Origin of the sequence: Roseburia zhanii, assembly GCF_014287635.1 — a bacterium.
In the GTDB taxonomy this organism is placed as follows: domain Bacteria; phylum Bacillota; class Clostridia; order Lachnospirales; family Lachnospiraceae; genus Roseburia_B; species Roseburia_B zhanii.
On record NZ_JACOPH010000007.1, the window covers coordinates 1 to 18,091 of the forward strand.

The window sequence follows — 18,091 nt, forward strand, 5'->3', positions numbered from 1 at the left end:
TTTTCGGAATGATTGATAAATGTAAACGTCTTTATTATTTTTACTACCTGTAACTGCAATATACATAATATAACCCCCTTTTTCTTTTAAGTATAACACACTATTACAAACAAGTACATGCTAAAACAAAAAATTGACATAAAAAATGCAGGTTTTATGCGACCTGCGATAACTTTTTTGAATATTCAACTGTCAAACTCCAGGATTTTCATTGACACATATAACACCTTACAATATAATAAAAGCAAATATATAGCTTATAAAGGAAGTTTCTTAATGACGAAAAAAATAACCGCAATATTCTTGGCATTGTGCATGGCAATTTCCGTTTTGCCGATGACCATTCAGGCGGCATCAAAGCCCGATATTAAAGTTGGCGACTATGTTAAAATGGGCGCGTATAACAATGCCTCAATTCTTTGGCGATGTGTAAGCATTGACAATAACGGACCGCTTATGCTTGCAGACAAAATTGTTGACACCCTTGCATATGATGCCAAAACAAATGACAACAGCAATTCAAAATCACACAGCAGAAGCTATAAGCGTGATGATTACGGTTCTAACTATTGGAAAGACAGCAATATGCGTTCTTGGTTAAATTCGACCGCAGCTGAAGGCAAAGTCGATTGGCTTTGCGGCAACCCTCCGAAAGACGGATATGTAAGCGGTGTGGGAGCGTACAACGAAAAAGCGGGTTTTCTCAACGCTTTTTCAAAATCTGAAATTGCGGCAATGAAAACCGTTACCCAGCGTTCTCTCGTTTCTCATCCCGAATACAACAAGGGCATAGTTGATGGAGACGCAAATTCGGATTTGTTATACTACACCGATATTTCGGAAGCGGTGGCAAACTACGACAGTTCATATTTTGAAACTACAACCGAAAAGGTTTTTCTTCTTGATGTAAAGCAGGCTAATGCCGTGTGGAAAAATCTCAAAGGTTATTATGTTGCGTATAATAATGACGGTATGGCTTGGCCTTATTGGCTTCGCACTCCTGTTACCGATTGCAATCACGATATGCGTTATATCAGTTCATCGGGTCAGGTCGGTCGTTATGCTCCGTGGTATTCCGATTTGGGCGTAAGACCTGCATTTTATCTCGATTCCGAATATTTTGTTACAACTTCCGGCAGCGGCTCACAAAGCAGTCCTTATATCGGCTCTGCTCCAAATAAGCAAGAGGATGATTATACAATTTCGGAACCTGCCGAGGACGCAAATCCCGATTGGAATGTCAGCACCGAGCAAAGCATTCAGCTCACCCTCGGCCCGTGGTATTCAAATGACGGAAAATATTCTAATCCTACCATCCCTGTTTATACCATCCAAAAAACACGCAGCGACACGGAAAATATGGTTGTTGTCGTTTGCGGCGAGGGATACACAAAAAGTCAGCAGGGCAAATTCATCAATGATGTCAAACGACTTTGGCAGGACGCTATGAAATATGAACCGTATCGCAGTTATGCCGACAGATTCAATGTTTACGCTCTTTGCACAGCTTCCGAATCGACTTTTGACAATGGTGGAAGCACCTTCTTTGATGTTATAGTCGACAAATATAATTCGCCTGTTATTTCTAATAATCTCCACGGAAGTCAGTGGAAAAATCATATTTTTGAGAGATGTATCGGTCCTGAATTTATCGAGAAAATTCACGATGCTCATATCAAAAAAAAGTGTGATCCAAACACAATTCCGTCCGGTTCGGAATATGAGCCTTATTATTATGTTCACGATTATATTGCTCAGTTCGCTATGGTTGTAAACACAAAATCAGATTTCGGCGGTGCTTATAATAACCGTGAATACGGCTTCCATTATTTCATTTCGCCATCAGACAGTTATCGTGCGTCAAAAACTTTTGCACACGAGTTTGGACACGGTTTGCTCGGTCTCGGTGATGAATACAGTAACGGATATTTGCTTGACGATAAGGAACTTAAATCACTCAATCTTTCCTCGGTTGAAGACCCGGAAAAGATAAAATGGCGACAGCTTTTAGGTTTTAGAAACACATATACCTGCCGCAATGCTTACGGCTCAAAAATGCTTGTTTCAAGTTATGAGTGCATAATGAGAGACACAAACTATCAATTCTGTGAGGTTTGCCGTTTGCAGGGCTTCAAGCGAATGTCTCAGCTTGTTAAGGATGTAGACCTTTATGTTGCAACTCCCGAGGTTAAGGAATATACGGACGCTTATTCAAAGCCGTCTGATTTTACCGACCTTGAAACAAGTTCATATTATAATTACACATATAATCGCAATGACCGACTTTTGAGCGGCAACAGCAAAAGCAGATTTAATACTAATATGAACGGTAAAAAAATCGAGCTTAGAACTGTTATTCAAAACATTTCAGATAAAAATGCACGACAATTAAAATTCAAAATGTGGATTAAGCACTCCGACGGAAGCGTTGCGACCGATTCATCGGGGAATCCGCTTCAAACAGTACAAACCTTTGACATTCCTGTTTGGAATGATAAGGCAAATTTCTGGCCGCTCGGTGCTTTGGATCACATCAAAAGCGACTTTAATTCAGGCTTAAAGAGTTGCTCGCTTATTTATCAAATTCCGTCTGATGCACAGCTTAAGAGCGGCGATACCGTGGCATTTCAGGTGCTCGATGAAAACGGAAATGTGCTTGCAGACGACAATACGGAAACACAGCGCTACACAACCGTTTCAATTCAGTATAAATTTGAGGACGGCTCTGAAATTCCAAACACTGCCGGCGGAACATTTACCGTGCCATACGGCACAAAGCTTGATTTAACACCGGCAAAAACACTTTATGATTATGAATTTATAAAGGTTGACGGCTTGAATAAGCCTATTGTTTCGGACGGAACGGTTGTTACATATTATTACAAAAATAAAAACGAAGAACACACTCACAATCTGACTTTGGTTGCTGCGAAAGCTGCCACCTGCACTACTGCGGGCAATTCCGCATACTACACCTGCGATGGCTGTGACAAGTGGTTCGCAGATGCAACAGGATCGGTAGAAATTACCGATAAAACCAGTGTGAAGATTCCGGCTCCCGGACATACCGCAGGCACAGAATGGAAGTCTGATGATACTAACCACTGGCATGAATGTTCTCGTTGCCACGACAAAAAGGACGAAGCGGCTCACGATTACGGTTCTGACAATGTTTGCGACACCTGCGGATATTACAAAACTGTACCGCACACTCACAATCTGACTTTGGTTGCTGCGAAAGCTGCCACCTGCACAGAGGGCGGTAAGGAAGCATACTACAAGTGCGAAGGTTGTGGCAAGTTCTATGAAGATGTACTCGGTACAAAGGAAATAACCGACCTTGCATCTTGGGGCAATATTGCTAAGATTGCCCACACCACAAAGCAAACCGTAACAAAGGCAACCCCAACAGCAAACGGCAAGATAGTAAATTACTGTTCGGTATGTAAGAAAACTCTTTCAACGACAGTAATTCCAAAGGCATCAAGCATAAAGCTTAAAGCAACATCATTAACATATAACGGAAAGGTTAGAACACCTAAGGTTATTGTTAAGGACAGAACAGGAAAGACACTTGTTAAGAATACTGACTATACTGTGTCTTATGCAAAAGGCAGAAAGTATGTTGGCAAGTACGCAGTAAAGATTACCTTTAAGGGTAAATACAGCGGAACAAAGACGCTTTATTTCACAATCAAGCCAAAGGCAACAAGTATTTCCTCACTTAAAGCAGGTTCAAAGAAGTTTACAGTAAAGTGGAAGAAGCAGGCTACACAGACAACAGGCTATCAAGTTCAAGTCGCAACCAATAAGAAATTCAAGAAGAACAAGAAAACCGTAACAATCAAGAAGCAGAAGACTACAAAGACTACCGTTAAAAAGCTTAAGGCAAAGAAAAAATATTATGTAAGAGTTTGCACCTATAAGACAGTTAAGATTAACGGCAAATCCATAAGGATTTATTCAGGCTGGTCAAAAACTAAGACTGTTACAACAAAGAAATAACAGATAGCTAACCATTTAAGGATGGCGGTAGCGGAGCTTCCGCTGCCGCCTTTTCCTTACGAAAAGGATTTCTTCGGAAGTCCCTTTCCGAAAGGCGGCAAAAAAAGCGCTTTGCCGATTTTCGGAAAGAAATCGAACAAGGAGAAATCAAATAAGTACATACCAAAACGAAAAAATTGACATAAAAAATGCAGGTTTTATGCGACCTGCGATAACTTTTTTGAATATTCAACTGTCAAACTCCAGAAAATACCATATAATCATTACAATTTAGTGTATATACTTTTACAGAGAGAGGTGTAAGATGAAAAAATATCTGAAAAAAGGATTATTCGTCCTGCTGTTTATGATGATCAGTATCATATGGCAGGCAGAAGAAGGAAAGGCAGAAGATTTGTTATCTGGTGATTTCAAATATGTGGTAAATGAGGATACAGAAGAAGAGACCATAACCATCACAGGGTATACAGGAACTGACAGTAATGTTGTGATCCCGGAAGAAATTGATGGGAAAAAGGTTGTAAAATTAGGGAGTATAGCTTTTTTTGGAAATCAGTATCTGACAGCAGTTACGATACCATCGACAGTCACAGCTATTGGTTCTGCAGCGTTTGCCAACTGTAAAAAACTGACAACAGTGTCTTTGCCTTCGGAATTGAAGATGATAGATTATGATGCTTTTGCATATTGCCATAGCCTGAAAACGGTGGATTTTCCAGAAGGAATGGAGCTGATAGGAAATAGTGCGTTTTGGAACTGTGACAGTCTTGACGCCATTGAAATCCCTGCAAGTGTAAAGGATATCGCTGGTTCAGCATTTGGTGGTTGCAGTGCATTAGAGAGTATTTCTGTAAAAGAGGGAAATACCGTCTATGACAGCAGGGAGGATTGTAATGCGATCATCCAGACGGCAGAGAATAAATTGTTTCTTGGATGTGTCAATACGAAGATTCCAGATGATATTACAGAGATAGCAGAGTACGCATTTTTTTATGGTGCAGCACCAAGACATTTAAAAATTCCGGCATCAGTTACTAAGATGGGGAATAATTCATTTTTTGATGCAACTGGCAGTATTGAGAGCATTTCTGTAGAAGAAGGCAATCCGGTCTATGACAGTAGAAATGACTGCAATGCCCTGATCAAGACGGCAGATAATGAACTGTATCTAGGCTGTAAGAATACGAAGATACCAGAAGATGTGACAAAGATAGGTGGAAGTGCATTTATTGGCTGCAAGGGGCTTACTAAGATACAGATACCGGCAGGAGTGACAGAGATTTCCGATGGTGCTTTTCAGTTTTGTGAAGATTTAAAACAGGCAGAGTTACCAGAGGGACTGTTACAGATCGGGCAGAGAGCATTTTACGGTGCTTCACTCGAAGAAATAAAACTCCCGATCAGTATTGTAGAAATCGGATATGGTGCATTTACGAACAATGGGGATGATTGTGTGATCAGATATGCGGGTTCTGCGTGCCAGTATCAGAAGATCGTATCAAAAATGAGTGGGGCAGATATAGGAACTTATCGAGTGTTTTGTGCTGCAGACCATGTCTTTTCTGATGGAGTATTATCAGACACAGAAAATGGAAAAAAGGTCACATATACCTGTAAGAATTGTGATACCTGCTATTCTTTCGACTATGTGGATAGTGAAGATGGAGTGACAGCCGGAAATTTTGATTCTAACACAAAGATTGCTTTAAAGATGAAATTTGATCCGATTGATGGAAAACCGGTAGTTAAGATCGATCAGAATACATTTAATGGAGTCATCAGCGATAAGCAGATCAGTGAAATTGACATACCAGACAGTGTCAAAGAGATCGGCAGCTATGCATTCCGTAATTGTTATTATTTAACAGAGGTTCAGATACCGGAGAGTGTGACAAAGATAAAAGATCATGCGTTTTTCATGTGTAAAAATCTGAACAGTATTACCATTCCGGCACAGACCACAGAGATCGGAGCATATGCATTTGGATACAATGGGCATTATGATGAGAGTGTTAATAACTTTGTAGAAGATAAAATAGAAGATTTTTCGATCAACTGTCATGCAGATACACAGGCAGTTACCTATGCTAAAGAAAACGGGTTTGGGGCAGTCATAGAGCCGCATAAGGCAGAAAAGAAGCCGGAATTTACATGGAAGGAAGATCATACAGCAGAAGTGGTATTTTGTTGTACAGTTTGTAATAAAGAGGTAACAGATGATGCAGAAGTTACTTCTGAAGTCACGAAGAAACCAGATTGTATTACAGAAGGAGTCAGAACCTATACAGCAGTTTATCAGGATCGTGACAGTGAGAAAACAATCTATACAGATATGAAAGAAGTGCCGGAGCCGATAGACGGTCACAGTCTTGTCAAAGTAGAGAAAAAGGCGGCAACTGTGACAGAAACTGGGCATAAAGAATATTATGAATGTAGTGTATGCCATAAATATTTTGATGATGCAGAAGGCAGAGAGGAGATTACGGATAAGCGGGGCGTGATCCTGCCGAAATTAGAAGGAACATCTGTAAATCCGGTTCAGACACCGTCTGATACAGGAAATCCAGCGTCACAGACCGATGCACAGACGACGGTAACATTGCCACAGAATCGTATTTCCATGGTCGTTGGTCAGAAGATCACGTTAAAAGCGAAAGTCATAGGAACAACAGTGGCAAGCTGGAACAGTTCTAAGAAAAAGGTTGCAGCAGTTACTAAAAAAGGTGTTGTCACAGCGAAAAAAGCAGGAACAGCCGTCATTACTGTAAAAACTGCTGATGGAAAAACAGCAGTCTGTAAAGTAACGGTGAAAAAAGCACCGAAAAAGATCACAGTAAAACCGAAGAAACTGTCCATGAAGAAAGGACAGACAGTGAAATTAAAATATACGATCACAAAGAAAACCTACACGATCGTAACGTTTAAATCCAGCAATAAAAAGGTCGTATCTGTGGATAAGAATGGAAAATTGAAAGCAAAGAAGGCAGGAATGGCAACGATCACTGTTAAGACAGCGAATGGCAAGACGGCAAAATGTAAAGTGACGGTGCAGTAAGATTGCAGAAATATTGGTGAGCATGAAAACGACAAGAACAGAGTCATCTTCGGATGGCTCTGTTTTTGTCTATATATATACTGTCTACTGGCAGATTTAAAAATAAGAAAATAAGAGCTTGCAAAGTGAGATAACGGACGGTATGATTCAGATTCCCATCAGAATGTACGCTCGGAATTCGCTGGTTAGAAGATTTTGGGAGTACATCAGGGAGAAAAGGAGGAAAAAAGATGGAGAATGAAAAGGACAGGCAGAGAGAAAAACTGCAGGACGCACTAAGTCTGGTAATCTTACTGGAAAATGATTTTGAAGCACAGGGTATGGATGAAATGTATTGTAGAATCATACATATGATACATGAGAACTTACGGCTGGCAGTACAGGATCAAAAAGAACAGTAAAAATAATGGCAGCCATTTCAGTGAAAAATGGCTGCCACTATTGAATAATAACAATAAAGAAAAAAATTTTAAAATTTGAGAAGAAGCGGATAGAAAAAATATGGTGTCAAATCATCACCTAACCATCACATTACTGTTATACAATACCATTAGAAAAAAGTATAGATGGACATTTTGTCAGATGAAAGGACAGGGGGCATACTATGAAAAGTCAATTCAGAAGAAACTTTGCAAAACTGCTTGTAGCTGCAATGGTTGTAAGTCAGATTGCCATTCCAGGCAGTGCAGTATATGCGGATGCCGCAGATACTACAGATGCGTCATGGGAAAATGCAGCAACATTTACATTTTCAGATGAAGGGATTACAAGCGAAGGTGCTGCAGATGAAACTTACACTGTAAAAGGGACTGCACTTACGATTAAAGCAGAAGGAACTTATGTATTAAAAGGAAGCTGTACAGATGGTTCCGTCAAAGTGAAAAAGGAAACAAAGAATGTTGTGATCGTATTAGACGGCTTAACGCTGACATCACAGACAACAGCGCCAATCTGTGTAAATAAGACAGCAGAAGCTGAGATCATAGCGGCAGCAGGAACAGAGAATACATTAGCAGATACAGCAGCAAATGCATCTTCCGATAACACAGATGCAGAGAAAGCTGTTATCAAAGCAAAAGATGGTTCTACACTGACACTTTCCGGCAGCGGAACAGTCAATGTGTCAGCAAATGGAAAGAATGGTATCAAAGGCGGTGCAACAACTGCTTTAACCGTAAAAGAACAGAACTTAAATATCACATCTGTAGATAATGCATTAGCATCGGATGGTTCTGTGACGATCGACAGTGGTAATATCCATATCAAATCTACAGAAGGCGACGGAATCAAATCTACACCGGATGATGGAGATACAGATTCTGCCGGAACGATCACATTAAACGGTGGAACAGTCACAGTTGAGCAGGCAGTAGATGGTATCCAGGCAGCAAATGCGATCACGATCACAGATGGTTCTTATGAAGTGGTATGTTCTGATAATGCGATCAAATCCGATCTGTCTGTACAGGTAGATGGAGGTACACTTGACCTGACAGCAGGTGGTGACGGGATCAAAGCATCCAATGCAACAAGTGATGCCACAACCGATACAACGACAGACAGCAGTACAACAACTGATGATTCTACGACAGATGATGCAGCTACAACAACCACGACAGGTGATATTACGATCAATGGTGGTGATATCACGATCAATGCAGCAGGTGATGACATTCAGGCAGAAGTCAGCCTGACCATTGCAGATGGCATATTTGATCTGACAGCAAATGGTGGGGCATCTACCACACTTGCATCTGATGCAGATAGTTGTAAAGGTTTAAAAGCAGGCAGTGACATTACGATAAATGGTGGCAAGTATACGATCAATACAGCTGATGATGCTGTACACAGCAATGAATATATCACCGTTAATGCAGGAACATTTAACATTAAGACAGGTGATGATGGTATGCACGCAGACACATCACTGATCGTAGGGCAGGAAAGCGGTGATGTGCAGCCAACGATCAATATTGAACAGTCTTATGAAGGATTAGAAGCAGGAACCGTTTATGTATACGGTGGAGATATTGATGTTGTATCAAGTGATGACGGAATCAACGCAGCAGGCGGTTCTTCTAACGGAACTGATCCGGGAGCACCGGGAACCGGTGGTGACGGATTCAATCCGGGCGGCGGCAGACCGGGCGGTGCCGGTGGACCGGGAGGCAATGGTGGATTTAACCAGTCTGCAGGTAATATGGGAAATACAAGCACAAGCAGTAATTATGCAATTTATATGAACGGTGGAGATGTATTTATCAATGCTGGCGGTGACGGTTTAGATTCTAACGGTCCACTGACGATCAATGGTGGAACGATCTGCGTTTACGGTGCGGCAGCAGGTGGTACAGGAAGTGACAACTGTCCAATAGATGCAGATGGAACAATCCTGATCAACGGAGGAACGATCTTTGGAGCAGGTTCTTCCCAGATGGTAGAATATCCGTCAAATGCATCAACACAGAAATATTATCTTTCTACAAATACAACTTATAATGCAGGAACGATCGTCAATATCGTAGACAGCAGTTCTAACGTATTATATACAGAAACGTTATTAAAGAAAGCAAATTATATCTTATTCAGCAGTGCAGATATGGGCACATCTGGAAGCTGCAGTATAAAAACCGGTAAGATCAGTGGAAGTGACAGTGGAAACACAGGTGGAAGCACGGGAGGAAATGACAGTGGAAACACAGGTGGAAGCACGGGAGGAAATGATAGCGGAACAACAGGTGGAAGCACCGGAGGAAGTGACAGCGGAAACACAGGTGGCAATACCGGTGGAACAACTGGAGGAACGACCGGCGGAAGTACTACAGGAACAACAGATGGAACAACAAGTGGAAGTACCACAGGGACAACCGATGGAAATACCAGTGGAACTACAACTGGAACAACTAACGGCAATGGCAGTACAGACAGTACACAGACACCATCTGCCGCAGCAGCAGGAACTAAGCTGACAGACACACAGGGAAAAGCACTCTATGTTGTACTTGATGCAGATGCAGCAACGGTATCTTATGCAGGAACAACAGATAAGACAGCTGCAAAGATCACGATACCGGCAACAGTAGAGATCGATCAGGTAACTTATACAGTAACTGCAGTTGCACAGAAAGCACTCTATAAGAATACAAAGATCAAGACAGTAACGATCGGTAAGAACGTAACAGTGATCGGAAAGAGTGCATTTGAAGGATGCAAAAAATTGAAATCAGTGACATTACCGGAAAGCCTTACCCAGATCGGAAACAGAACATTTTATAACTGCGTGGCACTTACAAAAATTGTGATCCCGTCTAACGTAGCAAAGATTGGAAAACAGGCATTTACAAATGCAAAGAAATTAAAGAACATTGTAATCAGGACAACAAAACTGACAGCAAAGAATATTGGTGCTAAAGCATTTAAAGGAACAGCAGCTAAAGCCACTGTAAAAGTGCCAAAGAGCAAATTAAAATCTTATCAGAAGATCCTTGTTACAAAAGGCATGAATAAAAAAGCAGCCATCAAAAAATAAATAAAGTGTCGAAAAGAAAGCTGCGAAAGCGGCTTTCTTTTTTTGACCTTTCTTTGCAGATGACGTATAATAGAAGCAGATTCGGAAACGATAACAGTAATTTAGGAGTAGTGATAAGATGGATCGTGAGAAACTGATCGAAGCAGGCATTGATTATGATGCAGCATTGAAACGTTTTGTCGGGAGAGAAGATCTGTATCAAAAATATCTGATACAGTTTTTAGCTGACGATAAGTTCGAAAAATTAAAAACAGCAATAATAAAACGCGATGCCAAAGAAGCATTTAAACAGGCACATGCATTAAAAGGTGTGACAGGTACACTGAGCATCAGCCGTCTGTTTACAGCATTAGAAGAGGTAGTAACACCGCTTCGGGTTGAAAATATCGATGAAGCAGAAAAAAATATGGAAAAAGTGCAAAAAGAATATATGTATGCGCTAAGTGCGATCAGAAGTGAAGTTGGTGTTCCATCATAGCAAGTTGTATGCTATAATATCAGTGTAGTGTGAACTGAGAAATGGCGTGTCCATAAGTAACAATTGTTTATTAGTCCAATTTATACTCTGGAGACCACATCATGATATGTATGAAGATAATAGAAAGAAGGAAAACATATGACAGACAGTAGTTTGATTATTTTTTTAGGAATCTTGATCCTGCTAGTTGTGATCGTTGCTGTTATTGCAGTAGTGTCAGCAGTATCAGGAGCAGTGGCTGCAGTTGCACATAAGGATATCGAGGAAGAAGAGTAGATAAGTATCATACAGCTATCATATGAATGACGATGTACCGGATGCTGCAGACTGTCTGAACATGAAAAAGTAATGGAAGGCATTTGAAAGACGCTTGACAAAATCGCATTTTCTGCGTACTATTATAAAAGTTAAATAGAAAAAGGTAATGAGAAAGAGGAGTACACAGATACGCTCATTAGAGAGAACTGCTCATCGGGTGCAAGGTGGTTTTGAAAACGATTTGTGGAAGGTAGCTTTTGAACCTGAGAACTGAAATGATGATAAGATCAAGAGTAGGTTTTCACGGATTATCCCGTTAAAGATAGAGAGATATATAGACAGAATGATTCCTGCTATATAAGCAAGGTGGTACCGCGCAGATGATTCGCCCTTGAAAGACACAGTCTTTCAGGGGCATTTTTTATGAACATGATAAGGAGAATCAAAATGAGTAAAGAATTAGCAAAAACATACGATCCAAAAGGGATCGAAGACCGTCTTTACAAAAAATGGGAAGACAACGGTTATTTTCATGCAACGGCAGATAGAAGTAAGAAACCATTTACGATCGTAATGCCGCCGCCAAATATCACAGGCCAGCTTCATATGGGACATGCATTAGATAATACAATGCAGGATATTCTGATCCGTTATAAGAGAATGCAGGGATATAATGCATTGTGGCAGCCGGGAACAGACCATGCAGCGATCGCAACTGAAGTTAAGGTCATTGAGTCCCTGAAAAAACAGGGAATCGATAAAGAAGACTTAGGCAGAGATGGTTTCCTTGAAAAATGCTGGGAGTGGCGGAAAGAATATGGTGGACGTATCATTAAGCAGCTTAAGAAATTAGGTTCTTCCGCAGATTGGGAGAGAGAACGTTTTACCATGGACGAAGGCTGCTCTGATGCTGTTCTGGAAGTATTTATCAAGTTATATGAGCAGGGTTATATTTACAAAGGTTCCCGTATCGTCAACTGGTGTCCGGTATGCCAGACTTCTATTTCCGATGCAGAGGTAGAACATGAGGAACAGGACGGATTTTTCTGGCATATCAATTATCCGGTAGTAGGCGAAGAAGGAAGATTTGTTGAGATCGCAACGACAAGACCGGAAACCATGTTTGGTGATACAGCTGTTGCAGTCAATCCGGAAGATGAAAGATACAAAGATATCATCGGAAAAACACTGATGCTGCCATTTGTAAACCGAGAGATCCCTGTCATTGCAGATGCATATGTAGATAAGGAATTTGGAACAGGATGTGTGAAGATCACACCGGCACATGACCCGAACGATTTTGAAGTAGGTAAACGTCATAATTTAGAGGAGATCGTTGTCATTAACGATGATGCAACGATGAATAAAAATGCCGGAAAATTTGCCGGTATGGATCGTTACGAATGTAGAAAAGCATTGGTAAAAGAATTAGAAGAAATGGGACTGCTCGTAAAAGTCGTACCACATTCCCATAATGTAGGAACACATGACCGTTGTGGTACAACTGTTGAACCGATGATCAAACAGCAGTGGTTTGTCAAGATGGATGAACTGATCAAACCTGCTGTTGAGGCAGTTAAGACAGGCAAGATCAATCTTCTTCCAAAACGTATGGAAAAGACATATTTTAACTGGACAGATAATATCCGTGACTGGTGTATTTCCAGACAGTTATGGTGGGGACACAGAATACCGGCATATTACTGTGAAGACTGCGGTGAGATGGTCGTAGCAAAAAAGGCACCGGAAAAATGCCCGAAATGCGGATGCGTGCATATGAAACAGGATGAGGACACCTTAGATACATGGTTCTCCTCCGCATTATGGCCGTTCTCTACGTTAGGCTGGCCGGAAAAAACAGAAGATTTAGATTATTTCTATCCGAATGATGTCTTAGTTACCGGATATGATATCATCTTCTTCTGGGTAATCCGAATGATCTTCTCCGGTTTTGCACAGATGGGTGAAGAACCATTCCATACGGTACTATTCCATGGACTTGTGCGTGATTCACAGGGACGGAAAATGAGTAAATCCTTAGGAAATGGAATTGATCCGTTAGAGGTCATTGATAAATACGGTGCAGATGCACTCCGCCTGACACTGATCACAGGAAATGCACCGGGAAATGATATGCGTTTCTACTGGGAGAGAGTAGAAGCCTCCCGTAACTTTGCAAATAAAGTATGGAATGCTTCCCGTTTCATTATGATGAATATCGGAGATACCGAACTTACCGTTCCGGCAGCTGAGGATCTGCTGGCAGAAGATAAATGGATCTTATCAAAAGTCAATACACTGGCCAAAGAAATGACAGAGAATATGGATAAGTTCGAGATGGGTATTGCCGTACAGAAAGTATATGATTTCATCTGGGATGAGTTCTGTGACTGGTACATTGAAATGACAAAACGCCGGACATACAACCGCGAAAAAGATCCAAAATCAGCCAATGCAGCACTTTATACATTAAAAGAAGTACTGACACAGGCACTTAAGATGTTACATCCTTTTATGCCATTTATCACAGAAGAAATTTTCTGTACCTTACATCCAGAAGAAGATACGATCATGCTTGCTGACTGGCCGGTATATGAAGAAGCACGTAATTTTGCCAAAGAGGAATCCATGGTAGAACGGTGCAAGGAACTTGTTAAGAGTGTCAGAAACCGCCGCAGTGAAATGGATGTACCACCATCAAGAAAAGCAGCCGTACACATCGTATCTGAAAATGAAGAGGTACGTGATATCTTTGAAGCAGAAAAAGATATGTATGCAGGACTGATGGGAGCATCAGAAGTTCGTATACAGTCTGATAAGACCGGTATTGCAGAAGATGCCGTATCGATCGTGATCCCGGATGCCGTTGTGTATATCCCGTTAGAAGATTTAGTGGATATGGCAAAAGAAAAAGAGCGTTTAGAGAAAGAGCAGGCACGTTTAGAGAAAGAGCTTGCACGTTCTAAGGGCATGTTGAGCAATGAACGTTTCTTAAGCAAAGCACCGGAAGCAAAAGTGCAGGAAGAAAAAGATAAGCTTGCAAAATATGAGCAGATGATGGAGCAGGTAAAAGCACAGCTTGCATCAATGAAATAAATTGACAAAAGAAAGTATCTGCCGGAAATTGCATGGAAATATTGCAGATTTGTGTAAAATGTTGCGATGAGATAATAAAAACTTAATATTTTTTCGCTTGCATAATAGAACCACTATATTATAATGGTAAAAGAAAAATAACCATATAGTATAGTGGTTTTGTTATGGATAGATACAGGAGGTATTCAGATGATAGATTTTGAAGAAGAATTAAAGAAATTTCAGCCAAGCCTTGAAGTAGAAGAAGCAGAGGATGCTATATACAGCCGCGACTTAAGTGATATGACAGATATACTGCTTGAAATGATGAAAGAAAAACATAACTGATAAGGCAGGCGAGGTAGAATATGGAATGTTATAATTGTGGGGCACAACTTGGCAGAGAAAATTATTGCAGCAAGTGTGGTGCAGATGTAAAGATCTATAAGAAGATTCTGATGGCTTCAAACAGCTTTTATAATGAAGGATTAGAACGTGCAAATGTGCGGAATCTTTCAGGAGCGATCGAAAGCCTGAAAAAGAGTCTGGAATTGAATAAGATGAATATGGATGCCAGAAACCTGTTAGGTCTGGTCTATTTTGAGATGGGAGAAACCGTGGCAGCACTCAGCGAATGGGTGATTAGCAAGAATTATCACAGCCACAACAATATTGCAGGGCAGTATTTAGGCGAGATACAGAATAACCCATCCCGTTTAGATACGATCAACCAGACGATCAAGAAGTATAATCAGGCACTTTTATACTGCAGACAGGGCAGCAGGGATCTAGCCATTATCCAGCTAAAAAAAGTATTGTCCTTAAATCCCAAATTAGTCAAAGGACATCAGTTATTAGCACTTCTTTATATGCAGGACGGTAAATATGAGCAGGCAAAGAAGTCGCTTAGAAATGCGGCGAAGATCGATGAGAACAATACGATGACGCAGCGTTATCTCAAAGAAGCGAATCGTGAACTCAGAGAGTCCAACCCGAAGAAACAGAAGAAGGACGATCTGATCTCTTACCAGAGTGGAAATGAAACGATCATCATGCCGGCACATTTTAAAGATAATTCTGCAGTGCAGACGATCATCAATATTGTGATCGGTATCGTATTAGGTGGAGCAATCTCTATGTTTTTACTCCTTCCGAATATTAAGCAGCAGGCAAAAAGTGATGCGAATACCGCATTGAAAGCAGCAAATGACACCATTGCCACAAAGGAACAGACAATATCTTCTTTACAGAACAAGGTAGATGATCTGACAAAAGAAATGGAAGATACCAAAGAGGCTTCTGATACCGTAGAAACAAAACTTTCTTCTTATGAGCAGTTATTGACAGCTTATGCGGCATTTGTGGCAGATGATATTGATGCAGCAGGAACCGCATTAGAGAAGGTATCTGCGGATGATTTGAGCGATAAGGCAAAGACAATCTATGATGATGTCAATGCAAAGGTGAATGAAAAATATCTTGCCTCGATGTATCAGGAAGGTTACAGTGCCTATAACAAGGGAGATCAGACAACAGCCATTGAGAAGTTAAAGAAAGTAGTGGAAATGGATGAATCCTACCAGAATGGTAATGCAATATATTATCTTGCCCAGGCTTACCGGAGAGCAGATGATATGGAACAGGCAGTCATCTATTACCAGAAAGTATTAGAGCAGTATCCGGGAACAGAGCGTGCGCGTGTAGCACAGACCTATGTCAATGCACAGCAGAAAAATACTTCCGCTTCACAGACAACAGGACAGACAACACAGGATCGGCAGGAGAATACAAATACACAGGATGCAGCCGCACAGCCGGATGGGGCAGACCAACAGCCAGCAGACCAGCCGGCAGATCAGCAGCCGGAGGCACAGGGACAGTAGGCGTGTTACAGATCAATAGAATACGATAGAGCAGTTATGCTTATACAAAAGACGTTAAACCCATAAAGAAAATGGGCGTTAGCGTCTTTTTTGTATTTCGATACAAGGGTCAACAGGTCAGAATTGCGGGAGCTGCAAAGCAACGGAGCAATTCGTGTATCATATATAACATTCAATGGAAAGAGAGGGAATCACATGGATTGTAAATATCAGTTAAAGGATGGATGTATGCGGATCTCAATGCCAAAGGAGGTCGATCATCACAACGCAGAACAGTTAAAAAAAGAAGCCGATCTTCTGATCGGGGCATACCATATACAAAAGTTGATTTTTGATTTTGCAGGGACAGAATTTATGGACAGTTCCGGTATCGGTGTAGTGATCGGAAGATGCAAACATATGGGGTACAGTGGGGGTGAAGTATCTGCAGAACACTTAAATGAACGGATACAAAAGATTTTTGTCGTATCCGGTCTGCATAAGATCATTAAAGTGACGTAAGATCAGCGATATTTGACCTGTAATGAAAACGGTTACAAAGCAACAAAATAGGAAAGAGGCGGAGGAAGATAAGCATGAGCAACAGGATGCAGGTAGAATTTGATGCAAAGTCAGTCAATGAAGGGTTTGCAAGGGTGGCGGTAGCCGCCTTTCTGACACAGTTAAATCCTACCTTAGATGAGATCGCAGATGTGAAAACAGCAGTATCGGAGGCAGTTACAAATGCCATTATCCATGGATATGAAGACCGGGAAGGACAAGTATACCTAAGCTGTGAGATCAGTGGAGATACGGCAACGATCATAGTAGAAGATAAGGGCGTTGGTATGCGTGATGTCAAGCAGGCATTGCAGCCTTTTTATACAACAAAGCCGGATTTAGAACGTTCCGGTATGGGATTTGCCTTTATGGAGGCATTTATGGATGACATGGAAGTGGAATCTGTCCTTGGCAGCGGGACAAAAGTGACCATGAAAAAGAAAATTGGAGCAAAGGAAGATGTAGATTAGAATGGATGCGGTGACAGCTCTCATTAAGCAGGCACACGCGGGGGATAAAGATGCAAGGGAAAAGCTGATCTCCGACAACATGGGACTTGTGTGGAGCATTGTCAGAAGATTTGAGCATCGGGGACACGAAAGGGAAGAGCTGTTTCAGATTGGCTGTATAGGTCTGATAAAAGCGATCGATAAGTTTGAGACTGCCTATGAGGTGAAGTTTTCGACATATGCAGTCCCAATGATCATGGGCGAGATCAAACGTTTCCTGCGTGATGGCAGTATGATGAAGGTGTCAAGATCCTTAAAAGAAAATGGATGGAAGATACAGAAAGCATCGGATATGCTTTCACAAAAATATGGGAGGGATGCGACCTTACAGGAAATCTCTGCGGAAGTCGGACTGAGTGTGGAAGATATTGTTGAAGCGATCGAGGCGAATGGGGAAGTAACTTCCATCTATCAGCCGGTATATCAGTCTGATGACAGTGAACTCTATTTAGTTGATCAGGTATCAGACAGCGGAGTGCAGAAAACAGAGGAACTTGTGGATCATCTTCTGATCGAACAGCTTTTAGGGGAATTAGATGAAACCGAAAAAGAGCTGATCGAACTGCGGTATTTTCAGGATATGACGCAGACGCAGATTGCAGGGCGGCTCGGGATCAGTCAGGTACAGGTATCGAGAATGGAGCGGAAAATCCTGCTTCGTATGCGGCAGGCAAGCGAAAAATAAGTATGTAGTACAATATGATCACTTTCGAAACATTTCTTGTAATTAAGAGGACAGGTGTGTATAATGAAAACATA

12 protein-coding genes and 1 other annotated feature are annotated in these 18,091 nt (G+C 41.2%); all 12 genes read left to right on the plus strand.

Annotation, left to right across the window (positions count from 1 at the left end; translation table 11 throughout):
• Positions 1–276: 276 nt before the first annotated feature.
• The 12 genes from H8S17_RS09180 (at position 277) to H8S17_RS09235 (ending at position 18,017) form a co-directional block, all read left to right on the plus strand.
• Positions 277–4,005, plus strand: coding sequence for a M64 family metallopeptidase (locus H8S17_RS09180; protein ID WP_186867086.1), 3,729 nt, complete (start codon positions 277–279; stop codon positions 4,003–4,005).
• Between the two features lie 304 nt (positions 4,006–4,309).
• Positions 4,310–7,060, plus strand: coding sequence for a leucine-rich repeat protein (locus tag H8S17_RS09185; RefSeq protein WP_186867087.1), 2,751 nt, complete (start codon positions 4,310–4,312; stop codon positions 7,058–7,060).
• Positions 7,061–7,290: 230 nt separating this feature from the next.
• Positions 7,291–7,461, plus strand: a complete 171-nt coding sequence (locus tag H8S17_RS09190; protein ID WP_186867088.1) for a hypothetical protein — start codon at positions 7,291–7,293, stop codon at positions 7,459–7,461.
• 203 nt (positions 7,462–7,664) lie between these two features.
• Positions 7,665–10,589, plus strand: coding sequence for a carbohydrate-binding domain-containing protein (locus tag H8S17_RS09195; RefSeq protein WP_186867089.1), 2,925 nt, complete (start codon positions 7,665–7,667; stop codon positions 10,587–10,589).
• Between the two features lie 118 nt (positions 10,590–10,707).
• Positions 10,708–11,067 (plus strand): Hpt domain-containing protein, encoded by a 360-nt coding sequence (locus tag H8S17_RS09200; RefSeq protein ID WP_186867090.1) that lies wholly within the window; start codon positions 10,708–10,710, stop codon positions 11,065–11,067.
• Positions 11,068–11,205: 138 nt separating this feature from the next.
• Positions 11,206–11,343 (plus strand): hypothetical protein, encoded by a 138-nt coding sequence (locus tag H8S17_RS09205; RefSeq protein WP_178052012.1) that lies wholly within the window; start codon positions 11,206–11,208, stop codon positions 11,341–11,343.
• Positions 11,344–11,482: 139 nt separating this feature from the next.
• Positions 11,483–11,721: a binding site (T-box leader), on the plus strand.
• 51 nt (positions 11,722–11,772) lie between these two features.
• Positions 11,773–14,421, plus strand: a complete 2,649-nt coding sequence (locus tag H8S17_RS09210; protein ID WP_186867091.1) for a valine--tRNA ligase — start codon at positions 11,773–11,775, stop codon at positions 14,419–14,421.
• Positions 14,422–14,610: 189 nt separating this feature from the next.
• Positions 14,611–14,748 carry a hypothetical protein gene (locus H8S17_RS09215; protein ID WP_178052014.1) on the plus strand — a complete coding sequence of 46 codons (138 nt, stop codon included), beginning with the start codon at positions 14,611–14,613 and terminating at the stop codon, positions 14,746–14,748.
• 20 nt (positions 14,749–14,768) lie between these two features.
• Complete coding sequence (locus H8S17_RS09220; protein ID WP_186867092.1) at positions 14,769–16,283, plus strand: tetratricopeptide repeat protein; 1,515 nt, start codon at positions 14,769–14,771, stop codon at positions 16,281–16,283.
• A 195-nt stretch (positions 16,284–16,478) separates the two neighbouring features.
• Positions 16,479–16,784: an anti-sigma factor antagonist gene (locus H8S17_RS09225; protein ID WP_186867093.1), complete on the plus strand. Its 306-nt coding sequence runs from the start codon at positions 16,479–16,481 to the stop codon at positions 16,782–16,784.
• A 68-nt stretch (positions 16,785–16,852) separates the two neighbouring features.
• Positions 16,853–17,293, plus strand: coding sequence for an anti-sigma F factor (spoIIAB, locus tag H8S17_RS09230; protein ID WP_178052026.1), 441 nt, complete (start codon positions 16,853–16,855; stop codon positions 17,291–17,293).
• 1 nt (position 17,294) lies between these two features.
• On the plus strand, positions 17,295–18,017 hold the full coding sequence (locus H8S17_RS09235) for a SigB/SigF/SigG family RNA polymerase sigma factor (protein WP_186867094.1): 723 nt from the start codon (positions 17,295–17,297) through the stop codon (positions 18,015–18,017).
• The last annotated feature ends 74 nt before the right edge of the window (positions 18,018–18,091 follow it).

Excerpts from the sequence above, each read along its gene's own strand:
- H8S17_RS09180 (WP_186867086.1), top strand. The coding sequence starts at position 277 with ATGACGAAAAAAATAACCGCAATATTCTTGGCATTGTGCATGGCAATT.
- H8S17_RS09185 (WP_186867087.1), top strand. The coding sequence starts at position 4,310 with ATGAAAAAATATCTGAAAAAAGGATTATTCGTCCTGCTGTTTATGATG.
- H8S17_RS09190 (WP_186867088.1), top strand. The coding sequence starts at position 7,291 with ATGGAGAATGAAAAGGACAGGCAGAGAGAAAAACTGCAGGACGCACTA.
- H8S17_RS09195 (WP_186867089.1), top strand. The coding sequence starts at position 7,665 with ATGAAAAGTCAATTCAGAAGAAACTTTGCAAAACTGCTTGTAGCTGCA.
- H8S17_RS09200 (WP_186867090.1), top strand. The coding sequence starts at position 10,708 with ATGGATCGTGAGAAACTGATCGAAGCAGGCATTGATTATGATGCAGCA.
- H8S17_RS09205 (WP_178052012.1), top strand. The coding sequence starts at position 11,206 with ATGACAGACAGTAGTTTGATTATTTTTTTAGGAATCTTGATCCTGCTA.
- H8S17_RS09210 (WP_186867091.1), top strand. The coding sequence starts at position 11,773 with ATGAGTAAAGAATTAGCAAAAACATACGATCCAAAAGGGATCGAAGAC.
- H8S17_RS09215 (WP_178052014.1), top strand. The coding sequence starts at position 14,611 with ATGATAGATTTTGAAGAAGAATTAAAGAAATTTCAGCCAAGCCTTGAA.
- H8S17_RS09220 (WP_186867092.1), top strand. The coding sequence starts at position 14,769 with ATGGAATGTTATAATTGTGGGGCACAACTTGGCAGAGAAAATTATTGC.
- H8S17_RS09225 (WP_186867093.1), top strand. The coding sequence starts at position 16,479 with ATGGATTGTAAATATCAGTTAAAGGATGGATGTATGCGGATCTCAATG.
- H8S17_RS09235 (WP_186867094.1), top strand. The coding sequence starts at position 17,295 with ATGGATGCGGTGACAGCTCTCATTAAGCAGGCACACGCGGGGGATAAA.